The organism is Legionella rubrilucens, assembly GCF_001468125.1.
Classification (GTDB): domain Bacteria; phylum Pseudomonadota; class Gammaproteobacteria; order Legionellales; family Legionellaceae; genus Legionella_C; species Legionella_C rubrilucens.
On sequence record NZ_LNYT01000022.1, the window covers coordinates 364,200 to 377,796 of the forward strand.

Here is a 13,597-nt window from a genome sequence, read left to right on the forward strand (position 1 = left end):
TATCCTCTCTATTACGCGGCCAAACCTGCACCGAGTTTATTTAATTTTCCACGGACTGAACCATCAATTACCAAATCACCGGCTTTTATGATTGCACCGCCCAGTAAGGATTTATCAATGGCTACCTTGAGTGTCACCCGACGTTGCAGACGTTTGCTTAAGGCATCGATGAGTTCTTTTTCCTGAGTGTTGGAAAGGGTGGAATAACTCGTGACACTGATGGTTAATGTCTTTTCCTGCTCAGAGCGCATGGCTTCAAACAAGACATAGATATCAGGTAAAATCTGTAAACGCTTGTTTTCAGCAAGGGTGCGGACAAAATTATCCAGGGCTTGGATTTCCCCCGTGTCTGCCATTTTTTTCAGCGGCTCAGCCATGAGGGTTATCTGCTGCTCAATGGTGGCAGCAGGGTTACTAATAAAACTAATTACCTGGTCATTTAAGGCAATTTGTGAGGCTGCAAAAAGAATCGTTGACCATTCAGTCAATTTCCCTTTATGCAAAGCATGCTCAAAAATTGCTTTTGCGTAAGGTCTGGCAATGGTAATCGTCTCGGACATATCAAATCTCTTCTATCAGTTTATCCAGCAATTTACTGTTTGCCTGCTCGTCGATTTCCTTCATAAGAATTTTTTCGGCACCTGCAATCGCCAGCTGAGCCACCTGTTTTCTCAACCCTTCTTTCGCATGATTCACTTCCTGCAGAAGTTGATCGTGCGCCAGCTTGGCTTGTTTTTGCGCTTCCAGTTTGGCCGACTCTTTGGCTTCTTCAATCAATTGATTGGCCCGACGATTGGCTTTTTCAATGATCTCATTCGCTTGAGCCTTGGCATGCTTTAACTCGTCACGGACCCGATGCTGAGCCAACTCCAATTCCTTACGACCACGTTCAGCGGCAGAAAGCCCATCAGCAATTTTATCCTGACGCTCTTCCAGCGCTTTGGCCAATGGCGGCCATACGAATTTCATGGTGAACCAGACAAATGCCGCAAACACGAGCATTTGAATAATCAGTGTTAAATTAATATCCAATGTAGTCTCCTTGTAACAATTCAGGGCGCACAGCGCCCCACTTTGGTGTTATCAAGAACCGAGGTTGCTTAAGAAAGGGTTAGCAAAGGTGAAAAACAGAGCAATACCAACACCAATCATGGTCACAGCATCAAGCAGACCGGCTACAATGAACATTTTAACCTGCAGCATGGGTACCATTTCAGGTTGACGTGCGGAACCTTCCAAAAATTTACCGCCCAACAGACCGAATCCAATAGCTGTTCCAAGAGCGCCGAGACCAATCAACAGTGCGACGGCAATCACAGTCATACCTTGAACTTGTGCGATTAAATTTGCAGCTTGCATATAAATCCCCTTAATGGACAATGTTTAAATTAAAAATCAATAAAAATGCAGGTTAATGTTCTTCATGAGCCAGACTCAAATACACAATGGTCAGAACCATGAAAATAAACGCTTGCAGGGTAATCACTAAGATGTGAAAAATGGACCAGGCCAGAGCCAGAAGGAATTGCGCCACACCCAGAGTGGCTGTACCGGCAACCGACGTGCTTGTGGCATTTAAGGTCAGCAGGGCAATCAAAATAAAGATGAGTTCGCCAGCATAAAGATTTCCGAACAAACGCAGTGCCAGGGAAATCGGCTTGGCAATGAGACCAACCAACTCAAGCAACAGATTAAACGGAATAAAACCAGGATGATTAAATGGCTGCAGGGTCAGCTCTTTAGTAAACCCTTTGATCCCTTTAATTTTGATGCTATAGAACAGAATGAGCAAAAAGACTGTCAACGAAAGGCTGAACGTCAGATTTAAGTCATTGGTGGGAACCACTTTCAGGTAATGAATCCCCATGGATTTAGCGACGATGGGTAATATGTCGACGGGGACAATGTCCATGAAGTTCATTAAAAAGACCCAGGCGAAAATCGTTAACGCCAGAGGTCCTATCAGTTTGTTACGGCCATGAAAACAGTCTTTAACCTGACTGTCGGCAAACTCCAGCAGCATTTCTGCAAAATTCTGCAGTTTGCCCGGAACACCCGTTGTTACGCGGCGCGCACCCATGTAAAGCAATAGCAGGACGAAGGATCCAAGAAGTATGGAAAAGAAAAGGGTATCCAGGTTTAAAGTCCAGAAGCCACCATGCGTACCAAATTCCATTGCTTTGAGGTCGTAAGTCAGGTATGTCAAATGATGTTTAATATAGTCTGTGCTTGATACCATTTCAGTCACTTTTTGGCCTATTTTGTTTATTTGCTAAAAACAGTGGCGTGAACCAGAAATTCAATACCACCACAATATACGTTAAAAAAAATGCCAGCGGCTTTACTTTGTAAAAAGTAAATACCAGGATAAACAGCCCAATGGATATCAGGATTTTTAAGGCCTCGCCAGCATAGAAACGGTTAATAATTTTTCTTGCCGCCCTGGCTCCCTGATGCTTGAACAATGTCCTAGCAAAAAAAAACGATGGTAACACAGCGACCAAGCCTCCCAGCAGGGCGGATATCGCTTCGTGTTGACCATAAAACAGGAATAGGACTAGTGCTATAACCGTCGTGCTTAAAAGTTGTGTAATAAGTAAGGACCTTACAACGCTTGTCGCCTGCTGGTTTTTCACTGTTCACCTGTTCATCTTCGCGGCGAATTATAAAGTAATCAATTTTGAGAAGCAATGTCAGTTGGTTAATTTTCGACTTGCGGGCAGCGTTTATGGCAAATAATGACCAAATTGGCTATATTTTTATATGAAATGGGATGTTTGTTGATCATCTCTCGTTTATCAAAGTAATAAGGAATTGATTATGTCTGAAAAACAGCAGCGTACTTCCGTGAGTATGCGTGAACGCATGTTAAACCGATATGGTGATGGAATCCACCATAAACACGATAAAAACCACCATCCTTACCGACAACACTGTCGATCCCATCCCGCCACAAAGACGTTAAATGGCAAAGAAGAGACCAGCGTGAATTCATCGACGGGCCTCTTAAGAGAATTTAAAACAAGAAAAATTCGTAAACGACTGGATAAAGGTCGCTTCCATTGATAGAGTAAAGGATAACCTCCAGGTTAGCCACTTCCTGGTACGGGGCAGTACAATGTGGCCTGTTTCAACTCAGGCCACAGTATTAATGCTTACCCGGCTTCGGGGTTTCACTCAAATTATAGTAATTGAGCAGTTTTACCACACGAACGACCCCTCGGGTCTGACGTGAAATGGCAATAACCCGTTCGGCCTGTTCAGGAATGACGTCCCCCATCAGGTAAACGATGCCATCGACTGTGATGATTTTAAATTCCTTGGGATTAATTTCAGCGTCAGCAAAAATCTGCGTACGGATCATGGTTGTGATCCAGGAATCCTGCAGCGCATTGTTTTTATCATTTTTTACCGCAACCTGATTGAAGAATTCACGATAGCCGCCAAGTTTTTGCAACCGATTAACCGCCAACTCCCGTAAAGCCTCCGAAGGAACGTGCCCCGCCAGCAGCATGTCGTTGTTAAATACAGCCAAATCCAGATAGCAACCGGGTTGCTTGAAGACTTTATCGTCAAACAGTTCATGATGGGCGACAGCGGCAAGATTGTAATCATCAAGCTTTTTATACACATTGTGACGGTCATACACCAGGGATGCACCTGTCCACAAGTTGCTTACACAGCCCAATAATTGCGTCAATGCCAGACTGATCAGAATGAAACATCCCTGTTTTTTCATATTAATTAATGTATTGGAATACTTTAACCACTTTGCCGACACCGTTAATCTGGCGGGCGACATCCACCGCGAGATTGCCTTGTTCCTGCGTTACAATACCCATGAGATAGACAACTGAATTTTCAGTGACGACACGAATTGAACCGGATTCCAGCCCTTTTTTGGTTAACATTTTGCTTCTCACCTGACCAGTAATCCAGGTGTCTTTGGTCCGTTGCGTCATGGATAAGGGATGCTCGATGGTGACTTCATCATAAACGCGGCGGACATTGGGTGTTTTCTGGGCAATTTTTTCTGCCATAACCCGCAAAGAGGCTGTGGGTGTTTGCCCAACAAGCAGGACAACCCGGTTAAAACTGCTCACCAGAATGCGCGAGTCACGAAATGCTGGATCAGTCACAATGGCCGTGTGGACCAGATGGAAAATTCGGGCATCACTTTCCAGCGTGACCACGCTGCGTTTATCATAAACCACCATACCCGCTGCTGCGCCGGCTACCACTGCCGCCACACAACCGGTTAACAACGCACTGACAATTAAAAACAAAACCGTTCGCAACTTCATACTTACCCCAACATTTGGCCAAATAATGATTGATCAATTAAATCGCAAAAACAATGCAGTATAAATAAATGGGTTTCTCTGATGCGCGCCTCCGTATCGGCTATTACCCGTAATTCAATGTCTTCGGGACCTAAATGGTTGGCTAAAACACCACCGTCCCGACCGCTTAGCGCAATGGTATCCATGCCGCGGTCATTTGCCGCATTGACCGCATGAAGAATACTGTCTGTATTGCCGGAAGTCGATAAGACCATCAGCACGTCGCCTTCCTGACCTAAGGCCTGAATCTGACGGGCAAACACGTGATCATAATGGCTGTCGCCGGCAATGGATGTCATGGAGGCGACATCCGCAGTTAAGGCAATCACCGGCAGGGGTGGGCGTTCAACATCAAAATGGTTAAGCATCGCGGCGGCAAAATGCAGGCAATTGGCGGCAGAACCACCATTACCGCATAAGAGAATTTTGCCGTCATTTAACAAACAGTTGACTAAACGAAGCCCTGCTCTGGCGATGGGAGCAGACAACACATCGGCTGCAGCGATCTTTGCCTCAATACTCATTCCGAACAATTGCCTGACCCGATCTTCCATTGGTGTTGACATGATAGATGACCTCATTCAATTTAATAATCCAATCCAAACGCGTTTTTTATCCACTCAAGCTGACATGGCGTGCCTTGCAGGCTGACCACGTCAAAGCGTAATGGATGCTGGTTTTGTCGATTTTGCGTCAACTGGTAATGCAGAGCGGTTTGGATTAGCCGCTTTTGCTTACTTGCGGTAATACTGGCTAATGCCCCGCCAAAAGCGCTGGATTTGCGAGCCCGCACCTCAACGAACACCAGATAGCTCCCATCGCGCATAATGAGATCTATTTCACCAAAGCGGCAACGGTAATTACTGAATAACAGCGTCAGGCCCTGCTGCTTAAGGTAGTTGCAGGCCACTAACTCCGCCTTATCCCCAATTCCTTTTGACATGAACGACTCGCAAGTAGGGTTTACCCGTTAAACCCCTGAATATCAGATGGTTTGGCTGGTGAGTTCGGCCACTCCGCCCTTGAATTTACCCCAGGCCAATACCCTGGCCACCTGCTGAGCGCGGTTTAAATATAAAACACCGCTCTTGTCATCAATGCCCAAGGCAGGGAAAAGGATTAATTGGTTTAACTGGGTCGCCAGGGCGTAACTGTCCATGCCCAGAGCATAAAGGCGATTATAACTGTTTAATTGCTCAGGCCAGTTTTTATTCGCCAGCTGGTGGTTAAAAACCCAGGGCATATCACAGAAAATGATGCCGTCCAGATCCCTGTCGCGCATGGTATTGGTACTTCCTCCATAAACAGAGGAGGTGGCATAGACTGGCACATCGCCAGCAAAATAATATTTCAGCAGGGGCATGATTTGCCGGGCTTTGGAAGGATAGGCCAGCAGGAAAATCATATCGAAATCCTGACGCCGCTTCGGCAGTTGTTGCCCCTCAGGCTCTGCACCGGGCCGGAATTGTTTTTGTCTTGCCTGACGCTCAGACACATGCAGAAAATCACGCACAGCCGCAGTCAGGTTGGTGTGATCATCAAAAGCCAGGCGTTCGACGATGACTCCGCCGCTTGCATGCCATTGATCATTAAATGCCGCGACAATGTCGTCACCCCAAACACCTGCTGGCGCAATGACCAGTGCGCGCTTTAAACCCTGCTTGCTGGCCTTGGCAGCCACCTGACGTGCTTCGTTGGTGGGCGACAGGCCAAAGCGATAGGCATTGCTGCTTGAACCAACATCGATATCATTCAAAAACAGAGTAGGCACCGGATGATTCAGTCTGGCGACCTTGGCCACATCCGCTTTAGCCAGAGGACCAACAATGTAATCAGCGCCGTCATCAAGGGCCTGTTGATAAAGTACTGTGACATCCTGAGCTGCAGTATCATACAGTCTGACACTCACCTCCCTGTCCGGATCATTGCTGGTATAAGCGGCCATGAATCCATCACGTATGGCGCCGCCCGGTCCGGCCAGCGGTCCGGTAACTGGCAACAGCAAGGCCATATTATGCGGTTTTCGATGCAAATACGGTTTAACCGCATCCAGGGGAGAGGGTAATAAATTGCGTGCAGGATGCCCTGGGAAATGATCCTGCCAGGCTTCTACCTGCGTCAGGATGGATTGTTTGGTCTGCTGCTGCCTTGGGATCAGGGCAAGCTTCATCCAGCCCTGCAATTCAGAGCCATCCTCCGCCTCAACAGCCAGGGTATTGAGTTCCGCTGTCGGCAAACGGGTCAACGTCAACCAGAGAATACGGCGATTGTTGGTGCGGGAAGCCTCGTCGGGAAGCAAATGCTCCAGTTTTATCCGCTCGGGGACGGCGTAGGATGAGTTGCCTATCGACTCGTAGGCCGTGGCCAGAATTTCGTGGTATTGCGCTTGATAGAATGCGGGCAGACTGGCACTATTACGCACCGATGACAATTTGGTGATCGCCATCCGCGGTTGATCACGCAACATATCGGCTTTGGCTAAAAGAATATTTTTTTCACTGGCCTGTATGGGTGATAAATTGTCCGTTTCAGACAGAATGGACAACGCCTGCCGCCATTGGCCATCATACATGGCACGACCGGCCGCCATGATCAGCATGTTTTGCCGCTCATCCCCCCCCTGGTTTTTTGCCATGGCCAGGTAAGCCGTTGAGGGCATGGTGTAGGGTGTGGGTTGGTGCCGGGTGGATTGAGGACGATTTTCTGCAACTTTTGTACAGCCAGCCAGTATAATGGCTGAAATCATCATCAGCATGAGTTTTTTAATGAGTGAATTCGCTACCATGAAGAAAGGGTCCAAAACGCAGGAACGCAATAGGATAAACTATGGATAAAAGTTCAGCAAGCTCTAAAGGCTGCCTTTATATCGTCGCCACCCCAATCGGCAACCTGGAAGACATCAGCCTTCGGGCCATCAATACCCTGAAACAAGTAGACACCGTATTGGCTGAGGATACCCGCCACTCCGGAAAACTGCTTCATGCACTGGGGATTAATAAACCGCTTGTATCGCATCACGCCCACAATGAAGGCAGCCACAGCGAAAACATTATTGCCGCCCTGCTTAACGGCAAATCGTTTGCGCTTATCAGTGATGCGGGGACGCCTTTAATCAGTGATCCCGGCTTTGAACTGGTGCGTCAGGCGCGAGCGCAGGGCATTGAGGTCGTTCCCATTCCCGGCCCCTGCGCGGTCATTACCGCCCTGTCTGCAGCGGGCGTTCCCTGCGACACGTTTACTTTCATGGGGTTTCTACCGGCTAAACAGCAGGCGCGGCGCGAACAACTAAAAACCATTAGCCGCAGCCTGCACACCACCGTTATTTATGAGTCCACTCACCGTATTCATGACTGCATAGACGACATTGAGGAGGTATTCGGCCCTGATTATGCCTTTGTACTCGCTAAAGAATTGACGAAGGCATTTGAGCAGTTTATCCATGCCAATGCGCTGACCATCAAACACTGGCTTATGGAGGACAAAGCGCGAAGCAAAGGGGAGTTTGTTCTGATTTTTCCTGCACAACACCGAGACGAGGAGACTGGCAGAGAGGAAGAACTACTGCAGATTTTGTTGAAGGAACTGCCGTTAAAGCAAGCGGTTAAGCTGGCCTGTGAACTGAGCGGCAGGCCTAAAAACGAATTATACCAATTGGCTCTGAAGCTGCAGAAATCCCCTTAGCATTTCAACGCAGTAAACTGAATTCAGCTATAGTTAAAAGAGGGGAGTATGCTTCGTCGGGTGGGTTATGTCGTTGGGCAAAAAGCTCAGTTTTCTTACCGGGTATCTGTTGCTTTTACTGCCGTTGGCCGGTTTTTTCTTAGGCGGAATTTATAATTTCCTCGCTTTTTTCGTTCTGTTTACCAGCGTTCCTGTGATTGATTACTGGGTGAGGGATGCCAGCAATGCCCCGGCGCCTGAGGAAAAAGCAATCGCCAATGATCCTTATTTTTCAGCCATTGTTTATGCTTATGTCCCAGTGCAATGCCTGTTATTGTTGTTTTCTGTCTATGTGGTCAGCCATGTCCCCTTAAGATGGTATGAATGGCTGGGTTACAGCTTATCCATTGGACTCATCACCGGTGGATTAGGTATCACGCTGGCGCATGAGTTAATGCATAAAAAAGGCCGCTTGCAGCAATTCCTCAGTCAATGCCTGCTGGTTATGGTGTGTTATGGGCACTTTATGATTGAACACGTCCGCGGCCACCATGTGCGGGTAGCTACCCCGGATGATCCGGCCTCTGCTCCTCTGGGAATCAGCGTTTATCGTTTTATTCCCCGCTCCATTATTGGTTCGTTTCAATCGGCCTGGCATCTTGAAAAACAGCGCCTTAATAGAAAAGGGTATTCCTTCCACAGCCTCCACAATCAATTCCTCTGGATTATCGGAGCCCCCTTGATAATAGCTATAGTCCTTTATGGTTATGGCGGTCTGTCCGCACTCGGTTTTTTCCTGCTTCAATCACTGGTTGCCATTGTTTTACTGGAAATGGTCAACTACATCGAACATTACGGTCTTAGGCGTAAGCGATTACCTAATGGCCATTATGAACCGGTTTCAAACCAGCATTCCTGGAATGCCAATCACTGGTTGAGTAACGTCATTCTGTTCCATCTCCAACGTCACTCCGATCACCATGCGCAGGGTGCAAAACCCTACCAGATTTTGCGCCATTGCGATGAGAGTCCCCAACTGCCGTCCGGTTACCTGGGCATGATCATGTTGTCTCTGGTGCCTCCGCTCTGGTTTGCGGTTATGGACAAGCGGGCACTCCATTATCGTCAAGGCGAGTAATCCCTCTTTCAAATTGGCAAAGACAGCGATATAAATTAATTTTGATCATGTTATTAAGGACTTGTATGTCAAAACGTCATCTGTTGTTCACTCTGTCTTTCCTTGCCTCAAGCACACTGATGGCAACCCCATTGGGACAGGTCACTGTTGCTGATCCAGTACTTGGCAGCCGTCAATTGGTTTATGAACAAATCAATGATTACGCGGTCGTTGAGGGCGATATTCTGATTGCCAAAGCGGCTGATTTAAAACGGCATAGTGCGGTCATCCGGCCCAAGGTCGGCGGCAGCCGCTGGACTCATGGCATTGTACCCTTTGAAATCGCCGAAGAATTACCGTTTAAAAATAAACTTGCCGTCATGCAGGCCATTGCCCACTGGCAAGAGCATACCGCACTTGAATTCGTTGAACTGACCTCAAAAAATCGCGCACAGTACCCTGATTTTATCGCGTTTATTCCAGCCGAAGGCACCACCTGCTCGTCGTATGTCGGCAAACAGGGGGGACGTCAGGAAATTAACCTCGCGCCGCGTTGTACGACCATGAATACGGCGCATGAAATCGGCCATGCCTTAGGCCTGTGGCATGAACAATCCCGCGCTGACAGAGCTAGTTATATTCACATCGTCTGGGAAAACATTGAGGACGATCATCGGTATAACTTCGATCAGCATTTGACAGACGGCAAAGACATCGGCGAGTATGACTACCAGTCTATCATGCATTACGGCCCTTATGCTTTTTCCAAAAATGGTCAAAAGACTATTATTCCCTTGGTGGAGGGGGTCGAAATTGGTCAAAGGAGTCATTTAAGTGAAAAAGATATTGCAGCAATTGATGCCATGTACCCGGAAATCTAACCGCTGGTGGTTGCTCGCCGCCCTGGCAGCAGGGATTGACCCGGCCCTGGCGGCAATCAATTGCAGCCATCTTGACGGCATCTGGCAAGGGACTTTAACTGATTTTAGCGCGGTTAAATTAACCATTGCACCTAAAACAGCCCAAAGCAAACTGGGTTTTATCCAGTTTGTGGACAGTCGCTCGCAAAACCGAAGTTATGATGTGAACGAAGCCGCCTGCCAGGTGCTCTCCGATAAATCAGTCTCCGTCACCTTTTACCGTAACCGCGGCGGCGCCGAGGTCAATCTTAAGGTGTACCTGGCCGGCAACAGTGACGGCAAGCTCCTGCAAGTACCGCTTTTTTCCGTAAGGGAAAACCGTAAATACGAAAAAGTCAGCGGCACCTTAAGCAAGGGTTAACTGGCTTAAAAACCCGAGAGAGCAAGGGTGTCGGCATCCTGTGGGTGATTTTCATCCACAGGATTTTCCACATCAATGGCAACAAGCGAATTTTCGCCGTCCATCGGCGTCATCTCAAACACCTCCGGTTCCTGAGAGGCATTCTTTTTCTTGCAGTAGGCATTCAATAATTCGTAGACGGCATACATAGCAATCATTACAACGGCGGCCTGCCAGCAGAATACAAACATTGCAAGAATCGCCGTTGGAATCACCGTGTTTTTAAAGATCGTAAAGAAAAATTCATTCCTTGCTGCCTGATACTCTTCCAACACGCGTTTCAGATCGCCAGCAGGGACATTTTCTATATGCGCTTGTTGTAACCGCAGGCTTTTTTCCTTGTAATTGTTGTAGGCGCCATCGGATAAATACATTGCCACTGCCACCATGCACACCGCATAAGAAACCACAATCAATGCCGGGGATGCAAACAGCATGGAGGCTGAAAACCCTGCACCCAGCATCAGCGCCGCAGCGGCGTTAAATAAGAAGGTGGAATTTTTAGCCTGCCAACTGATTTCAAGGTTTTTAAGCTGCCGGGTGAGCAGGTGATATCGCTCCAAATCCTTCATGTGTAAACAATGCTGCTGCTCGGCCGTATACTGCGCCTTTTTCGTGTTGTACTCTTCCTCTGCCAAATGGCGGCGCCAGAGAATCAGTGCAAAATCAAAGAGCATGAATCCTGCCGTTATCCATCCTGCTGCCGCGGCAGAAATATGAAAAACCTGAGCATAGTTGGTCACGCCGTTGACGACTGCCCACACGATATCATTTAAAAACACGGGATGGCGTTTGTAGATTTCGAGATAAAAACGTTCCTTGAGCGGCAGTGATTTTTCTTCCTTGGACGAGCCGGCCATGTGTTTAATGGTCACCAGGCCATTGAGAAACAGGCGTGCCAAAAAGAATCCGACGCTTAACCCTCTGAATATCGAGTTAGGCGCTTCAAGGGTTTCAACCACCCCATCCACATCAATGTTTTTACCAATCGCGTTTTCAAGCAGTTCGAGAATCTTGACGTCACGCAGCAAGCGCAGGGAATTGGTGAAGGTCAGGCGGCAAAAGACCCAGTAAATACGAATAATGTTATAAAATCCGACTTTATCCCGTAATTTGGACAACTGGGTGGGGGTTTTGAACAGCTCAACCACGTCATTGCTTACCGCTTTACCCACACGGGTCAAAAAGGCATCGTCTTTCTTATTTTCTCTGACAACCCTTTCTCCCTTAAGACTGGCTTTAATTTTATCGGCAATGGCCCTGTATTCCTGAGCCTTGGCTTTCTGGCCATAATGCCTGTGGTACGTTTCAAGCATCAGGGCACAGGAATAACAATACAGCCAAAAATCCCGTCGGTTTTTCTTTTTCGCTTTCAAGCTCGCAAAAAGCTGTTCGAACTCCTGCTGTAAAAGGAGATGATTTCTGGCAATGAAGGGATAGTCCGATTTTTTGGCATAGTTTTCAGCAAACTCAACAAGATTTTTTCCTTTTTTTAACTCAGCAGCCGCCTTATCAAAAAATGTATTTTTATTCTCGTAGAATGCTTCGTACTGTAAGGCGTAAACCATCTGATTGCCCCTCTTCTTAGGTTGATATTAAACGTGTGGCTTGAAGTTCCCAAAGAAATCATTATGTATTTATTTTTTTCATGTTGCAAGCTCACAACCAATTGTGTTTATAAATAACTAATTATTGCTTTTTTTTAGCTAACCCTGTTTACCATAAAGTGGATAACAGGCTGGCATCATAAGCCAATAATGGACGCTGCGTTTTAAAGCGCTCGACCAGATCGGGATTGGCAATGAACGGCCGGCCGATAGCAATTAAATCAAAATCACCCTTATCAATACCTTGCGCGGCACGCTCCAGCGTGTAACCACCCGAGGCAATGACAGTGCCATCGTAAACGTGGCGAATAAATTCAGTCATTGTCTTGTTGCCAAGCTCACTGAATTGAACGCTGTCATCAAAATTACCCGTATGCACATAGGCCGGCTGGATTTCATTGAGTTGTTGCAATAAATACTGAAATACCTCGGCATCGCGCGAATCACCTGCGATTTCATTCAAATAGGCACCGGGCGATAACCGCAACCCCACCCGCTCTGCGCCGATGGCGGCAACACAGGCACTGACCACCTCCAGGGCAAAGCGCGCTTTATCGCGGAAAGTACGGCCATAGTCATCGCCACGAAGGTTGGTGTGGTAGTGAAGAAACTGATCAATCAAATAGCCATTGGCGCCATGAAGTTCAATACCATCAAACCCCGCTTCCATGGCATTCCGGGCAGCCGTGGCATAACTTGCAATTAACGAATGAATCTCAGCCAGTGAGGCTTCCCGTGATGTCCCATAGTGCAAATCCTTCATGCGAGCGACTTTTCCTTTCATCGTCGTGGCCGAGGGTGACAGCGGTAATTGACCATTTAAGAAGAACGGATGCGATACCCTGCCCACGTGCCAAATCTGCAGAAAAATTTTCCCCTGCCGGGCATGCACCGCCTTAGTCACCGCCTGCCAGCCTTTGATCTGAGCGGCCGTATAAATACCCGGAACATGACTGTAGCCGCGACCGTCTGGGCGGATAATGGTTCCTTCCGTAATGATTAATCCTGCATCAGCCCGTCTGGCATAATAATCTGCCATAGCCGGCGTGGGACTTAAATCATCATTCGCCATATTGCGTGTCATCGGCGCCATGACAAGGCGGTTTTTTAACTGAACGAAGTCATTCAGTTGATAGGGTTGTAACAAGGTTTGCAGTGACATACAGCCTCCATTAATCGGTTAATTTAAATATTGCAAATTCCCGATATATTGACCTAAATTTTTTTACAGCACGTCTTTTAATGCCGCCAGGAATTCGGCAATGAGTTTTTGGTTTAGCTTACAATAAGTCCACTGGCCACGGCGCTCCATGCTGATAAGACCGGCTTGTTGCAGTTGCGACAGGTATTGCGAAACCGTCGATTGCGATAAACCCGATTTTTTTTCAATCAGACCGACACAAACACCATCAGCGATGACATCGCAATGCGCCGAACTGAAATGTTTTCCCGGTTCCTTAAGCCAGCCAAGAATTTTTAAACGCTTCTCATTCGCCAGGGCTTTAAGCACTAAATGAATATTCATAATCTGATTATATCGGAATATTACG

Annotated in this window: 18 protein-coding genes; 5 read left to right on the forward strand and 13 right to left on the reverse strand. The window is 47.4% G+C overall.

Translation table 11 applies throughout. The features are described 5' to 3' along the window. Positions 1–11: 11 nt before the first annotated feature. From Lrub_RS13405 to Lrub_RS13425, 5 genes are read right to left on the reverse strand one after another with little or no spacing between them, the layout of a single operon-like run. Positions 12–560 carry a F0F1 ATP synthase subunit delta gene (locus tag Lrub_RS13405; protein ID WP_058532608.1) on the reverse strand — a complete coding sequence of 183 codons (549 nt, stop codon included), beginning with the start codon at positions 558–560 and terminating at the stop codon, positions 12–14. Between the two features lies 1 nt (position 561). Continuing rightward, complete coding sequence (locus Lrub_RS13410) at positions 562–1,032, reverse strand: F0F1 ATP synthase subunit B (RefSeq protein ID WP_058532609.1); 471 nt, start codon at positions 1,030–1,032, stop codon at positions 562–564. A gap of 51 nt (positions 1,033–1,083) precedes the next feature. Next, complete coding sequence (gene atpE / locus Lrub_RS13415) at positions 1,084–1,359, reverse strand: F0F1 ATP synthase subunit C (RefSeq protein WP_028385819.1); 276 nt, start codon at positions 1,357–1,359, stop codon at positions 1,084–1,086. A 52-nt stretch (positions 1,360–1,411) separates the two neighbouring features. Further along, complete coding sequence (gene atpB, locus Lrub_RS13420) at positions 1,412–2,239, reverse strand: F0F1 ATP synthase subunit A (RefSeq protein ID WP_082651518.1); 828 nt, start codon at positions 2,237–2,239, stop codon at positions 1,412–1,414. Position 2,240: 1 nt separating this feature from the next. Then, positions 2,241–2,636, reverse strand: coding sequence for an ATP synthase subunit I (locus Lrub_RS13425; protein ID WP_058532610.1), 396 nt, complete (start codon positions 2,634–2,636; stop codon positions 2,241–2,243). Positions 2,637–2,820: 184 nt separating this feature from the next. On the opposite strand from Lrub_RS13425, the gene Lrub_RS13430 reads away from it, so the two are divergent. After that, entirely contained in the window at positions 2,821–3,066 is a 246-nt protein-coding gene (locus tag Lrub_RS13430; protein ID WP_058532611.1) for a hypothetical protein, read from the forward strand. Between the two features lie 82 nt (positions 3,067–3,148). Here the strand turns inward: Lrub_RS13430 and Lrub_RS13435 are convergent, their stop codons facing one another. From Lrub_RS13435 to Lrub_RS13455, 5 genes are read right to left on the reverse strand one after another with little or no spacing between them, the layout of a single operon-like run. After that, positions 3,149–3,739, reverse strand: coding sequence for a BON domain-containing protein (locus Lrub_RS13435; protein ID WP_058532612.1), 591 nt, complete (start codon positions 3,737–3,739; stop codon positions 3,149–3,151). A gap of 1 nt (position 3,740) precedes the next feature. Next, positions 3,741–4,304 (reverse strand): BON domain-containing protein, encoded by a 564-nt coding sequence (locus Lrub_RS13440; protein ID WP_058532613.1) that lies wholly within the window; start codon positions 4,302–4,304, stop codon positions 3,741–3,743. Positions 4,305–4,306: 2 nt separating this feature from the next. Continuing rightward, entirely contained in the window at positions 4,307–4,909 is a 603-nt protein-coding gene (locus Lrub_RS13445) for an SIS domain-containing protein (protein ID WP_133134096.1), read from the reverse strand. A gap of 20 nt (positions 4,910–4,929) precedes the next feature. Beyond that, on the reverse strand, positions 4,930–5,286 hold the full coding sequence (locus Lrub_RS13450; protein WP_058532615.1) for a YraN family protein: 357 nt from the start codon (positions 5,284–5,286) through the stop codon (positions 4,930–4,932). Between the two features lie 42 nt (positions 5,287–5,328). Further along, positions 5,329–7,128, reverse strand: a complete 1,800-nt coding sequence (locus tag Lrub_RS13455) for a penicillin-binding protein activator (protein ID WP_058532616.1) — start codon at positions 7,126–7,128, stop codon at positions 5,329–5,331. Positions 7,129–7,169: 41 nt separating this feature from the next. On the opposite strand from Lrub_RS13455, the gene rsmI reads away from it, so the two are divergent. The 4 genes from rsmI to Lrub_RS13475 all read left to right on the forward strand — a co-directional run bounded on the left by rsmI (position 7,170) and on the right by Lrub_RS13475 (position 10,401). Then, the gene (rsmI, locus tag Lrub_RS13460) at positions 7,170–8,024 is read left to right on the forward strand and encodes a 16S rRNA (cytidine(1402)-2'-O)-methyltransferase (protein ID WP_058532617.1); all 855 of its coding nucleotides are present in this window, start codon (positions 7,170–7,172) and stop codon (positions 8,022–8,024) included. A 67-nt stretch (positions 8,025–8,091) separates the two neighbouring features. Next, positions 8,092–9,141 carry an alkane 1-monooxygenase gene (locus Lrub_RS13465; RefSeq protein WP_058532618.1) on the forward strand — a complete coding sequence of 350 codons (1,050 nt, stop codon included), beginning with the start codon at positions 8,092–8,094 and terminating at the stop codon, positions 9,139–9,141. Positions 9,142–9,206: 65 nt separating this feature from the next. After that, the gene (gene legP / locus Lrub_RS13470; RefSeq protein WP_058532619.1) at positions 9,207–10,001 is read left to right on the forward strand and encodes a Dot/Icm T4SS effector Zinc-dependent metalloprotease LegP; all 795 of its coding nucleotides are present in this window, start codon (positions 9,207–9,209) and stop codon (positions 9,999–10,001) included. Continuing rightward, positions 9,955–10,401 carry a hypothetical protein gene (locus tag Lrub_RS13475; RefSeq protein WP_133134097.1) on the forward strand — a complete coding sequence of 149 codons (447 nt, stop codon included), beginning with the start codon at positions 9,955–9,957 and terminating at the stop codon, positions 10,399–10,401. Before legP ends, Lrub_RS13475 begins: the two co-directional genes overlap by 47 nt. A gap of 5 nt (positions 10,402–10,406) precedes the next feature. Here Lrub_RS13475 and Lrub_RS13480 read toward each other — a convergent pair whose 3' ends face one another. The 3 genes from Lrub_RS13480 to Lrub_RS13490 all read right to left on the reverse strand — a co-directional run bounded on the left by Lrub_RS13480 (position 10,407) and on the right by Lrub_RS13490 (position 13,572). Then, positions 10,407–12,008 (reverse strand): hypothetical protein, encoded by a 1,602-nt coding sequence (locus Lrub_RS13480; RefSeq protein ID WP_058532621.1) that lies wholly within the window; start codon positions 12,006–12,008, stop codon positions 10,407–10,409. Between the two features lie 148 nt (positions 12,009–12,156). Then, positions 12,157–13,209 (reverse strand): alkene reductase, encoded by a 1,053-nt coding sequence (locus Lrub_RS13485; RefSeq protein ID WP_058532622.1) that lies wholly within the window; start codon positions 13,207–13,209, stop codon positions 12,157–12,159. Between the two features lie 63 nt (positions 13,210–13,272). Next, positions 13,273–13,572, reverse strand: coding sequence for an ArsR/SmtB family transcription factor (locus Lrub_RS13490; RefSeq protein ID WP_058532623.1), 300 nt, complete (start codon positions 13,570–13,572; stop codon positions 13,273–13,275). Positions 13,573–13,597 lie beyond the last annotated feature (25 nt).

Bases quoted from the DNA above. Each gene is read 5' to 3' on its own strand.
- Lrub_RS13405 (WP_058532608.1), bottom strand. From the start codon at position 560: ATGTCCGAGACGATTACCATTGCCAGACCTTACGCAAAAGCAATTTTT.
- atpE (WP_028385819.1), bottom strand. From the start codon at position 1,359: ATGCAAGCTGCAAATTTAATCGCACAAGTTCAAGGTATGACTGTGATT.
- atpB (WP_082651518.1), bottom strand. From the start codon at position 2,239: ATGGTATCAAGCACAGACTATATTAAACATCATTTGACATACCTGACT.
- Lrub_RS13430 (WP_058532611.1), top strand. From the start codon at position 2,821: ATGTCTGAAAAACAGCAGCGTACTTCCGTGAGTATGCGTGAACGCATG.
- Lrub_RS13435 (WP_058532612.1), bottom strand. From the start codon at position 3,739: ATGAAAAAACAGGGATGTTTCATTCTGATCAGTCTGGCATTGACGCAA.
- Lrub_RS13440 (WP_058532613.1), bottom strand. From the start codon at position 4,304: ATGAAGTTGCGAACGGTTTTGTTTTTAATTGTCAGTGCGTTGTTAACC.
- Lrub_RS13445 (WP_133134096.1), bottom strand. From the start codon at position 4,909: ATGTCAACACCAATGGAAGATCGGGTCAGGCAATTGTTCGGAATGAGT.
- Lrub_RS13450 (WP_058532615.1), bottom strand. From the start codon at position 5,286: ATGTCAAAAGGAATTGGGGATAAGGCGGAGTTAGTGGCCTGCAACTAC.
- Lrub_RS13455 (WP_058532616.1), bottom strand. From the start codon at position 7,128: ATGGTAGCGAATTCACTCATTAAAAAACTCATGCTGATGATGATTTCA.
- rsmI (WP_058532617.1), top strand. From the start codon at position 7,170: ATGGATAAAAGTTCAGCAAGCTCTAAAGGCTGCCTTTATATCGTCGCC.
- Lrub_RS13465 (WP_058532618.1), top strand. From the start codon at position 8,092: ATGTCGTTGGGCAAAAAGCTCAGTTTTCTTACCGGGTATCTGTTGCTT.
- legP (WP_058532619.1), top strand. From the start codon at position 9,207: ATGTCAAAACGTCATCTGTTGTTCACTCTGTCTTTCCTTGCCTCAAGC.
- Lrub_RS13480 (WP_058532621.1), bottom strand. From the start codon at position 12,008: ATGGTTTACGCCTTACAGTACGAAGCATTCTACGAGAATAAAAATACA.
- Lrub_RS13485 (WP_058532622.1), bottom strand. From the start codon at position 13,209: ATGTCACTGCAAACCTTGTTACAACCCTATCAACTGAATGACTTCGTT.
- Lrub_RS13490 (WP_058532623.1), bottom strand. From the start codon at position 13,572: ATGAATATTCATTTAGTGCTTAAAGCCCTGGCGAATGAGAAGCGTTTA.